This window comes from Rhodococcus sp. 05-2254-6 (assembly GCF_002258565.1).
GTDB lineage: Bacteria > Actinomycetota > Actinomycetes > Mycobacteriales > Mycobacteriaceae > Rhodococcoides.
Map to the genome: position 1 here is coordinate 1 of NZ_NOZF01000053.1, position 10825 is coordinate 10825.

Here is a 10825-nt window from a genome sequence, read left to right on the forward strand (position 1 = left end):
TGCAATGGTCCATTGACGCGGCAGGGGGGGAGGGCGGAAAGGGGACGGCTAGATCAGCACCGCACCGTTCGAGGCCGATCCGACCAGCTTGGAGTATTTGGCCAACACTCCTCGGGTGTAGCGCGGCGGCAGTGGTGCCCAGCCCTGTGCGCGGGAGTCCATTTCGGCTGCGTCGACGAGCAGGTCGAGGGTGCCCTTGCCGACGTCGAGTCGGATCTGGTCACCGTCGCGGACGAAGGCGATGGGTCCGCCGTCGACTGCCTCGGGTGCCACGTGTCCGACGCAGAGGCCGGTGGTGCCGCCGGAGAATCGGCCGTCGGTGAGCAGCAGGACGTCCTTGCCGAGTCCCGCACCCTTGATGGCTCCGGTGATTGCGAGCATCTCGCGCATTCCCGGCCCGCCCTTGGGTCCTTCGTAGCGGATGACCACGACGTCGCCTGCTGCGATGGTGCCGTCTTCGAGGGCGTCCATGGCCGCGCGTTCACGCTCGAAAACTCGTGCGGTGCCGACGAAGACGTCGGAGTCGAAGCCTGCGGACTTGACGACGGCTCCGCCGGGGGCGAGCGATCCTTCGAGGATGGTGATGCCGCCCGTCGGGTGGATCGGCTTGTCGAGTGCGCGCAGTACCTTTCCGTCGGGGTCAGGGGGCGCGATGTGAGCGAGGTTCTGCGCCACGGTCTTACCGGTGACCGTCATGCAGTCGCCGTGCATCAGGCCTGCGTCGAGCAGAGCCTTCATCACGACGGGGACTCCGCCGATGGCGTCGACGTCGGTCATGACGTGCTTGCCGAACGGCTTGACGTCCGCCAGGTGGGGAACCTTCGCGCCGACGCGGGTGAAGTCGGCGAGGGTCAGGTCCACCTGCGCCTCGTGGGCGATGGCCAGGAGGTGCAGCACCGCGTTGGTCGAGCCGCCGAATGCCATGACAACGGCGATGGCGTTCTCGAACGCTTCCTTGGTGAGGATGTCGCTGGTGCGGATGCCGCGTCGCAGAAGATCGACGACGGCCTCGCCGCTGGCGTGGGCGAATCCGTCGCGTCGGCGATCGGGAGCGGGAGGAGATGCGCTGCCGGGCAACGACATTCCCATCGCTTCGGCTGCGCTGGCCATCGTGTTGGCGGTGTACATTCCGCCGCAGGCACCTTCGCCGGGGCAGATGGCGCGTTCGATGGTGTCGACGTCGGCGCGTGACATGAGTCCTCGTGAACAGGCACCGACGGCCTCGAAGGCGTCGATGATCGTCACCTGGTGCTCGCTGCCGTCGGACAGGGTTGCGAACCCGGGCAACGTGGAGCCGGCGTAGAGGAAAACACTCGCCAGGTCCAGACGCGCTGCGGCCATGAGCATTCCGGGCAGCGACTTGTCGCATCCGGCGAGCAGGACGGAACCGTCGAGACGCTCTGCGCTGATGACGGTTTCGACGCTGTCGGCGATCACCTCACGGGAGACCAACGAGAAGTGCATGCCCTCGTGACCCATCGAGATACCGTCGGACACCGAAATGGTGCCGAATTCCAGCGGGTAGCCGCCGGCGGCGTGGACGCCCTTCTTGACGGCCTTCGCCAGACGTTCGAGCGAGAGGTTGCACGGGGTGATCTCGTTCCACGACGACGCGACGCCGATCTGGGATTTGCCCCAGTCTTCGTCGCCCATCCCGACGGCGCGGAGCATGCCGCGCGCTGCCGTTTTCTCCAGTCCGTCGGTGACGTCGCGGCTGCGCGGCTTGACGTCGATGTCTTCGTGGGGATTCTGCGGGGTCGTCATGACTCTCCTGAGCGGTCGGCGGACGGTCGCGTCCTCAGGTTCCGCTCCTGAGTCGCATTCACCGTCAACACTAAACCTGTGGTTGCGGCTCTCGATCGGCATGCACCCAACTCGTACGTCTCGAGTGCCCTTCATCGAGTGACGAATGGCCCTGTCGAGCACCACCAGCTCGGGGAGAGAGTGGGTGTGTCGCCGCATCGCGGTGGGAGTCCGAGGAGAGACGATGAACGATCAGCCGGATACGGCCGTGGTGGAGATGCTGGTGGAGCTCGCGTGTCGCGCTCCGTCGGTGCACAACAGTCAGCCGTGGAGGTGGATCTACTCCGAGCACGTACTCGATCTGTACACCGACAGCTCGCGCGTGCTCGGGGCGATAGACCCGACCGAGCGGCAGATGGTGATGAGCTGCGGGGCTGCCTTGGACCACCTGCAGAAGGCCGCGGCAGCCAACAGGTGGACGGCAGAGATCGACCTGTTGCCGACCCCGGGTGCACCGGATCACCTCGCGCGTGTTCGTTTCGTGCACGACGCGCATCCCCGGTCGCACGAGTTCGACCTGCTCACTGCGATCAATCGGCGGTACTCGGATCGGCGAGCGTTCGGGCCGGTGCCGAGCAATCGCGATCTGACGCGATACCTGGGTCAGGAGCACTACGGCACCGAGATGACCGTCCTGTCGGCCGAGTCCAAAGAGACGTTGGCGAAGGCATCGACTCTGAGCGCGAGCGTACGTAAGTACGACGCGACGTATCAGGCGGAGATCAGATGGTGGGCCGGGCACGCGTTCCGATCGGGAGGAATTCCGCCCGAGGCTCTGACGAACCGCGCGGATGCATCGAGGGTGCAGGTCGGACGAGTGTTCCCCGAACCGCACCGGGTCGCCGCGACCGTGACACAGGAGCCGGTCGAGGACGAATCCACCGTGGTGCTGCTCGAGACGTCATCGGACGAACGCCTGGATTGGCTGCAGAGCGGTCGAGCCATGTCTGCCTTCCTCCTGGCAGCGACAGCGGACGGACTGGCGACGTGCCCGTTGACGCACATGACGGAACAGTCGGGTAGCAGGCGCTTGGTCGAATCTCTCGCTGCACGCACAGGGGTGGCGCAGGTGCTGATTCGAGTCGGTAAACCGATGATCGGCTCACCGCCACCCCGAACCCCACGACACGCGGTCGCGTCGGTGCTCTCGGCACCCGCCCGCGCAACGAACAGGAGACGATCGTGATTCTCGCAGGACACCAGAAAATCGTTGTCGGCGTGGACGGCTCGCCAGCCAGCATCGACGCTGCCCGCTGGGCGGCCACCCTGGCCGAGAAGTTGGATTCTCCGCTGCTGATCGCCGGGGCAGTACAGCAGCCCGTGTTCTACATGGGCGAGCCCGCAACGGTGGTGCCGACGGAGGTGTGGGACGAGCAGCGGCGCGCGGCCGAACGCGTCGTCACCGACGTTGCCACCGCGGTGCTGTCCCGTCATCCGAACCTGGCCGTGACCACCTCGGTGGAGGAAGCGACCGCATGCACGATGATGGTCGGACACTCCCGCACCGCCCGCATGCTCGTCGTCGGTAACTCCGGTTCCGGCCCGATCGTGTCGGCATTGTTCGGGAGTACGGCGCAGGAAACCTCGAACGCGGCCCTGTGTCCGGTGATCGTCTGGCGGGAGGGAATCGGCACCGTCGACGCACCGATCCTCGTCGGTATCGACGGCAGTGCGACGAGTGAGGTGGCCGTCGAGCAGGCCTTCGATCTGGCGTCTCTGTTGGGTGTGCCGATGATCGCCGCGCTTGCCTGGAGCTCGTTGTCCCAGGGGGCGGCGCTCTCCTTGCCGGGATCGCCCGACAGTGCCGAGATCGAGCGCGAGCAGCGAATGCTGCTGTCGGAATGTCTTGCCGGATGGAGTGAGAAGTATCCGGACGTATCCGTCGAACATATTGTGCAACAGGGTAATCCGGCGCATCTGTTGATAGATTTGTCCAAGCGTGCCGGCCTCGTGGTGGTCGGTAGCCACGGACGAGGAGTGGTGGCGAGAGCACTGTTCGGATCGACCAGTAGCAACCTCACGCGGCATGCGCGCTGCCCGGTGATGATCTGCAGGGACACGACGACAGCGGGGACTCGACGATGACGAACGACGCACCAGCAGCGGCAGGTACCCGGCGGATGGAGACCGATTCCATCACCGTCGACAGTCCGGCATCGACAGGGTCGACGGTGTTTCCGGTGACCACCGCGTCGACCGGCGGCACCGTGTACGCGGTGATGATCGCCGAATACGGACCGCTCGCCGGAACCTCCCCGGACGGACACGATCTGAGAACTGCGGTGCTCGGCCGGTGGCCGGGGGTGCGCGTGTTCGAGCGACGCAGCACCGGTGTCAGCGGGGCCGACCCGCGCGGCTACGAGACCTTCTACGTCGAGCTCGAATCTAGCGGATGCCGCACCGATATCGATACCGACGAAGTATCTGCCCTGTTCCATCCCTGACCGACCCGACGGCTTCCCCATCGAGACAGGAACACATCATGAGCAATTCCACCGACCGCGTGCTTCCCATCCTGGTGGGCATCGACGGCTCCACCGAGGCCGATGCCGCAGCACTGTGGGCGGCCGCCTACGCCGCGAAGACACACGCGTCCGTTCGGTTGATTCACGCTGTCCCCGAGGGGGATTGGTACGGATCGGCAGCGTTCGTGGACGGCGGTGCGCTCGAGCGGGACCTCCGCATGATCGGGCGAAAGCATCTCACCCGTGCGGCCGGAGCGATGCACGACGTTGCACCCGACGTATCCGTCGACATCGTCAGCGTCGACGGCACCATCGCGTCGTACCTGTCGAATGCCGACGCCGAATTGATCGTGCTGGGATCGAGGAAGTCGAGTGCACTACGAGACCTGACCCTGGGCAGCAACACCCTTCGGGTCGTCACGCACGCCCGTTGCCCCGTACTGCTCGTGCGTGGTGGTGGGGAGAGCGTCGATCCGGCCAGGCCCATCGTGGTGGGCGTCGACGGAAGCGAGCAGTCGGATCGAGCGTTGAGTGCCGCGCTCGAGTTCGCGCACACCGTCGGTGCACCCGTGGTCGCGGCGAACTACTGGGGATTCGCGGCCCAGCCGGGCCTGGGAACGGGATTCGAGGGCGTCGACTGGGTGAGCATTCGCGCTCACGAAAAGCATTGGCTCGAAACGCATGTGGAGAAGATGCACGAGAAGTATCCGGAGGTTGCGCTGAGCACTGTGAGCGCGCAGTCGAGCCCGACGCGAGGCCTGCGCGCGATGTCGGCGTCGGCGTCGATGCTCGTGGTGGGTTCTCGCGGTCGAGGTGCTCTGCGTGGGACGATTCTGGGGTCGGTCAGTCAGAATCTCGTTCACCACGCCGACTGCTCGGTGCTGATCGTGCGATGACCCAGTGCGATGACCCAGTGCGGTGAGTCACGCGCTCCGACGCGAGGCGGGTGGTGGTGAGCCGATGTCGCAGTGCGGGGGACAGTTCGACGCGTCGTCGCCGGTGCCGCGGATCAGTACCGCCGCGATGACCGCACCGATCACCAGCAATCCGGTGCACATCAGCATCGCGGTGTGGAAGCCGTCCGAGAACACCTCCGGCGCAGCGTAATCGGATCCCGCGATACCGGCGAGCGCAGGGAGCGCGGCCACGGCGAGCAGTTGACTGGTGCGGGCCACGGCATTGTTGACTCCAGACGCGATTCCGGCACGATCGGTCGACACCGCGCCCAGAACCGCTCCGGTCAGCGGGGCCACCAGAGCGGACAATCCGAGCCCGAAGACGACAACCGCAGGCAGAACGTCTGTGGCGTAGGTGGATCCGGGTCCGATGCGCAACATCAGCAACAGCCCCAGTGCCGAGAGCAGCGGCCCGACGGTCATCGGAACACGAGGTCCGATGCGTCCGGCGATTCTGCCCGCGCGGGCGGACAGGACGAGCATCAGAGCGGTGATCGGCAGCGTGGCCACTCCGGCCGCGATGGGTGAGTAGCCCACGGCGAACTGCAACTGCAACACCAGAAGAAAGAACACGCCGCCCAGAGCCGCGTACACGGCGAAGGTGACGAGGTTGGCCGCCAGAAACACTCGGGATGCGAACAGCGACGGCGGAACCAGTGGATCGTGCGAGCGACGCTCGATCACCACGAACACTCCGGCCGCGACGACACCCAGAGCGAGCGCCAGGGCATGTGACTCGATCAGACCGTACGTGAGCAGACCCAGCGCTGCCGCGACGGTCACCGCTCCCGGTACGTCGAGTCGGCCGGATGCGTGCGGATCTCGGCTCTCGGGAACGTGTTTCGCTGCCACCCACACGACCACGACGGCGAGCGGGATGTTGATCAGGAACACCGAACGCCACCCGACGGCGTCGACCAACCAGCCGCCGAGCAACGGACCGACCGCGGACGCGACGCCGCCGAGACCCGACCACAGACCGATCGCAGCTCCTCGGTCCTCGGCCCTGATGGAGGCCGAGATCAGCGCGAGAGAACCCGGCGTCAACAAGGCCGCGCCGACGCCCTGCAGTAGGCGCGCCGCGACCAGCACCTCGATGCTGGGAGCGAGCCCGCAGAGCACCGACGCGGCCGCGAACCAGACGGTGCCCCAGACGAACACCCGCCTGCGCCCCAGCCGGTCGCCTAGCGACCCGCCCAGCAGAATCAGCGAGGCCAGCGTCAAGGTGTAACCGCTCAGCGTCCACTGCAGACCGGTGACGCCCGAACCGAGATCGCGACCGATCGCGGGTAACGCGATATTGACCACGGTGGCGTCGAGCATCGCCAGAGCCGAACCGAGCACCGTGGCTGCGACGATCCAGCGCCCCCGAGCGCTCGAGACCGAGATGTCGGTGGCGGTCACAACCGTTCGACGCAGACGACGAAGTTGCGTGAGTCCTTCTCGAATCCGTACAGCGCGGGGTCGGGGCAGTCGTCGACGGACGAGGTGCCCTGCAGGATGGTCACGACGCGGCGGGTGTCGGCACCGGGGGTCGCGCAGTCGATCCGCTGAGCGAATTCACCGACGAGGTCCATGCATCCACCGACCTGCCAGTCGATGTCGAGGCACAGGGCTCCCTGTTCGATGTCGAAGTAGGTCTCGTAGTAGTACTGATCGGCATCCTCGGGGCACTCGGCGGAGGTGGGCGTCTTGGCGAAGACGACGTAGTTGGACTGCGGAGATCCGCAGGCCGCGTTGTCGATGGCCGCCTCGTCGACGGTTCCGCCCAGGGCCACGCACTCGCCGATCTCCACGTCGATGTCGACACTGCCGCCGTCGTCGATGTCGGTCTGAGGTGTGGTGGTGGGAGGGTTGGTGGTCGTGGTGGCGGGAATGGTGGCACCGGAGATGGCGACGGCGGTACCGGACACTTCCGAGGCGCATCCGCCGAGCATCAGCGCCGCGCACGACGACAACGCGAGCACGAGAGCGCGGACCGAACGACTGGATGACGCCATGGTGAGTCCTGCCCTCGTAGGTTCGACCGTGCTCGTGTAGAAAATATCGGACTCGCTCGTCGGCTGCATGAGGCAGGATGAACTGCGTGGATCTTCCTCTTGCCGTGCCGGTCGCACCGATGCTCGCCAAAGCCGCGAAAGTGGTGCCCGCACAGCCCGAGGACGGGCCCGCGGTGTGGTCGTACGAGCCGAAATGGGACGGGTTTCGCGCGATCGTCTTCCGTGACGGAGACGAGGTGGTGCTGGGGTCACGTGGCGGTAAGGACCTGGCACGCTATTTCCCGGAGTTGGTGGAGGCGATCAAGGCCGAGCTGCCCGAGAAGATCGTCGTCGACGGCGAGATCGTCGTCCCCCGCGAGAAGGACGGATCCACTCGTCTGGACTGGGAGTCGCTGTCCGAACGGATTCACCCCGCGGCGAGCCGGGTGACCATGCTCGCGGAGAAGACGCCCGCGCAGTTCATCGGCTTCGACCTGTTGGCCGTCGGCGACGAGGACCTGACGGGTGAGCCGTTCTCGACGCGGCGAGCGAGACTGCTCGACGCGGTGGGTACCGGCGGGACGAGCTGTCACGTCACCTCCGCCACCGACGACGCGGCGGTGGCCGAGGATTGGTTCGAGCGTTTCGAGGGTGCCGGGCTCGACGGTGTGGTGGCCAAGAAGCTCGACGGTCTCTATCTGCCGAACAAGCGCGAGATGGTCAAGATCAAGCATGCGCGTACCGCCGACTGTGTGTTGATCGGTTATCGAATCCATAAGTCCGGCAACGGTATCGGATCTCTGCTGCTCGGTCTGTACGACGGCGACGACCTGCGCATGATCGGCGGCGCGTCGGCCTTCACCGACAAGCGACGGCTGGAACTGCTCGAAGAACTCGAACCGCTCCGGCTCGGCGACGACGTCACGTACGACGGCGAAGCGACCCGCTGGAATTCGTCGAACGACCGCAACTGGATCCCGGTGCGCATCGAGCGCGTCATCGAGGTGGCCTACGACCAGATGGAAGGGGCTCGGCTGCGGCACGTGGCGCGGTTCCTGCGGTGGCGACCCGATCGTGAGCCGCGCTCGTGCGCGTACGACCAGCTCGAGGTTCCGGTGCGCTACGACGTCGCCGACGTCATTGCCGGGGGACGGTAGCCATGGCCGCGAAAACACCACCGGCGTTCGTGCAGGCCGGCGAGCGCGAAGTGCGGGTGTCGAGCCCCGATCGCGTGATCTTTCAGGCCACCGAACGCACCCCGGAGATCACCAAACTGCAGGTGTGCGAGTACTTCGCGGCCGTCGGGGAGCCTCTGATGCGGGCGATCGGTGACCGCCCCACCGCGATGGAGCGTTGGCCCGACGGCTATCGCGAGGGCATGAGATTGGCACTCGGACCCCAGGACAAGGAGGGCGACGGTTTCTATCAGAAGCGGTTGCCCAAGGGTGCGCCCGAGTGGATCGAGACGGTGAAGATCGCGTTCCCCAGCAAGCGCACCGCCGAAGAGCTGTGCCCGTCCGAATCCGCGTCGCTGGTGTGGGCGGCGCAGATGGGCACGCTGACCTTCCATCCGTGGCCGGTGCGGCGACCGGACGTCGACCATCCCGACGAGTTGCGTCTCGACCTCGATCCGCAGCCGGGAACCACGTTCGCGGACGCCCTGCGAGTGGCCGACGTGACCCGAGAGCTGTTGGAGGAGCTGGGTTTACGCGGCTACCCGAAGACGAGTGGGAATCGGGGCATTCACATATACGTTCGCATCGAGCCGCAGTACACCTTCGAGCAGGTGCGCCACGCGGCCATCGGCCTGGGCCGCGAGCTGGAACGGCGCGACGACGGGGTGACCACCAACTGGTGGAAAGAGGAACGCGGAGAACGCATCTTCATCGACTACAACCAGAACAATCGAGACCGAACCATCGCCAGTGCATGGAGTCTGCGGGCCCGGCCGGGCGCGACGGTGAGCACTCCGATGACGTGGTTGCAGTTGGCAGATATCACCGATCCACGTGAGTACAACCTCGTCACGGTGCCGGAGCTGGTTCAGGACGGAGACCCGTGGGCCGATATGGACGAGCAGGCCTACTCCCTCGAACCCCTTCTGCACCTGTGGGAAACACTGCCGGGCGGGGAGCTGAACTTCCCGCCGGATTACCCCAAGATGCCCGGCGAACCGCCCCGAGTGCAGCCGTCGAAAAAGGTCGCCGAGCACTGGGATGCGGAGGGGAATCGCACGGAGAGCTGACGAAGCCGGGCAACGTTGCACACTACGACGCCGTATCGACGGTATTCAGTCGACGCGGACGTGTTCTGTGCAACCTTGCCCGCGCTCACATGGATTCGAGTTCCCGGATCAACGTCGCCGCATCGTATGGTCCGACGTGCCGGGTCAGGTTCTTGTCGCCGCGTCCCAGGTAGAAGGTCGGGGTGCCGTCCACGTCCGAGGACGAGGCGTCGAGCTCGTCGTCCTCGACGCGAACGACGTGATCGCCGGTGCGGATGTCGTCCTCGAATTTGTCCATGTCGAGGCCGAGTTCGCGCGCGTAGCCGTCGATGTCGTCGGGTTCGAGAGCATCACTGTTGCGGAACAACACGTCGGCCATCTCCCAGAACTTCCCCTGCGCTGCGGCGGCCTCGCTGGCGTACGCGGCGTAGCGGGCGTGCGGGTGATAGTCGTCGAGCGGCAGGTGCCGGTAGACGTACCGAAGGTCGTCGCCGAAGTGCTTGCGTACCTCGGCGACACTGCCGGTTGCCTTGCTGCAGAACGGGCACTCGAAATCCGCATACTCCACGATGGTCAACGGTGCGTCCACCGGGCCGCGGATGTGATCGCGCTTGGCGTCGACCGGACGCAGAATGCGGAGAGAGGCTTCGGCTTTCGGAGGATGAATCTTCTCGTCGATGCGGAAGAGAACCCAGCCGAGTACCGCGGCGATCACCGAGGCCACCAACACGCCGACCCGTGCTTCGTCGGCCAGCAACGGGTCGTCGAGTGCGAGATCGATGATGAACAACGAGATCGTGAATCCGATTCCGGACATCGCGGCACCGCCTGCGATGTGTGACAGCGTCAGGCCCGGAGCCAGGGACGACGGTCTCAACTTCGCGAAAACAGCGGAGGCAGCCGTGATTCCGACGAGCTTGCCGAGGACGAGACCGGCGATGATGCCCCAGGTGAGTGTCGAGGTCGACGCGGCTTTCAGAGTGTCCGAGCTCAGGACGACTCCGGCGTTGGCGAGCGCGAAGATCGGCACGATGATGAACGCCGTGTACGGCTGGTAGAGCCGCATGAGACGTTCGTTGACCGACACCGCGCGATCGAGCCCGAGACGGGCCGCGCGGGCGTATTCGGGATTGGGCGACTGTCGGAACGCGCGTGTCAGATCCGCCGCGCGTTCCACCTCGGTACGGCGCGGCGGATACACCGGAAGAATCAAGGCGATCATCACTCCCGCGAGGGTGGGGTGAACTCCGGACTCGTACATCGCAACCCAGGTGAACAGTGCGACGACGAAGTACCCGACGCCGCGCCACACCTCGAGCCGACGCAGCAGGAAGATCAGCCCCAGACCGACGAACGCCAGCACCAACGGCACCACATCGAGGTTGTCGGTGTAGAAGA

General features: G+C 65.8%; 10 protein-coding genes. 6 read left to right on the forward strand and 4 right to left on the reverse strand.

Going from position 1 to position 10825, the window contains the following annotated elements:
* Window positions 1-48: 48 nt before the first annotated feature.
* Window positions 49-1764 carry a dihydroxy-acid dehydratase gene (gene ilvD / locus CH256_RS06675; protein WP_094640567.1) on the reverse strand — a complete coding sequence of 572 codons (1716 nt, stop codon included), beginning with the start codon at window positions 1762-1764 and terminating at the stop codon, window positions 49-51.
* Window positions 1765-1987: 223 nt separating this feature from the next.
* Here ilvD and CH256_RS06680 point away from each other — a divergent pair, with 223 nt between their 5' ends.
* From CH256_RS06680 to CH256_RS06695, 4 genes are read left to right on the forward strand one after another with little or no spacing between them, the layout of a single operon-like run.
* Window positions 1988-2989 carry an Acg family FMN-binding oxidoreductase gene (locus CH256_RS06680; protein ID WP_094640598.1) on the forward strand — a complete coding sequence of 334 codons (1002 nt, stop codon included), beginning with the start codon at window positions 1988-1990 and terminating at the stop codon, window positions 2987-2989.
* Window positions 2986-3888 carry a universal stress protein gene (locus CH256_RS06685; protein WP_094640568.1) on the forward strand — a complete coding sequence of 301 codons (903 nt, stop codon included), beginning with the start codon at window positions 2986-2988 and terminating at the stop codon, window positions 3886-3888. The genes CH256_RS06680 and CH256_RS06685 overlap by 4 nt, the downstream gene beginning before the upstream one ends.
* Window positions 3885-4247, forward strand: coding sequence for a hypothetical protein (locus CH256_RS06690; protein WP_094640569.1), 363 nt, complete (start codon window positions 3885-3887; stop codon window positions 4245-4247). The genes CH256_RS06685 and CH256_RS06690 overlap by 4 nt, the downstream gene beginning before the upstream one ends.
* Before the next feature lie 38 nt (window positions 4248-4285).
* Window positions 4286-5164 carry a universal stress protein gene (locus CH256_RS06695; RefSeq protein ID WP_176460334.1) on the forward strand — a complete coding sequence of 293 codons (879 nt, stop codon included), beginning with the start codon at window positions 4286-4288 and terminating at the stop codon, window positions 5162-5164.
* Window positions 5165-5191: 27 nt separating this feature from the next.
* Here the strand turns inward: CH256_RS06695 and CH256_RS06700 are convergent, their stop codons facing one another.
* Together CH256_RS06700 and lppU are read right to left on the reverse strand one after the other, a co-directional pair.
* A complete protein-coding gene (locus CH256_RS06700) occupies window positions 5192-6628 on the reverse strand; it encodes an MFS transporter (RefSeq protein ID WP_094640571.1) in 1437 nt (478 codons plus the stop codon).
* A complete protein-coding gene (lppU, locus tag CH256_RS06705; protein WP_094669155.1) occupies window positions 6625-7224 on the reverse strand; it encodes an LppU family putative lipoprotein in 600 nt (199 codons plus the stop codon). Before lppU ends, CH256_RS06700 begins: the two co-directional genes overlap by 4 nt.
* Window positions 7225-7310: 86 nt before the next feature.
* On the opposite strand from lppU, the gene CH256_RS06710 reads away from it, so the two are divergent.
* Window positions 7311-8360, forward strand: coding sequence for an ATP-dependent DNA ligase (locus CH256_RS06710; protein WP_094669158.1), 1050 nt, complete (start codon window positions 7311-7313; stop codon window positions 8358-8360).
* 2 nt (window positions 8361-8362) lie between these two features.
* Entirely contained in the window at window positions 8363-9448 is a 1086-nt protein-coding gene (locus CH256_RS06715; protein WP_094669156.1) for a DNA polymerase domain-containing protein, read from the forward strand.
* 85 nt (window positions 9449-9533) lie between these two features.
* Here CH256_RS06715 and CH256_RS06720 read toward each other — a convergent pair.
* The coding region (locus tag CH256_RS06720; protein ID WP_094669157.1) for a Na+/H+ antiporter NhaA at window positions 9534-10825 on the reverse strand (1292 nt) is incomplete at its 5' end.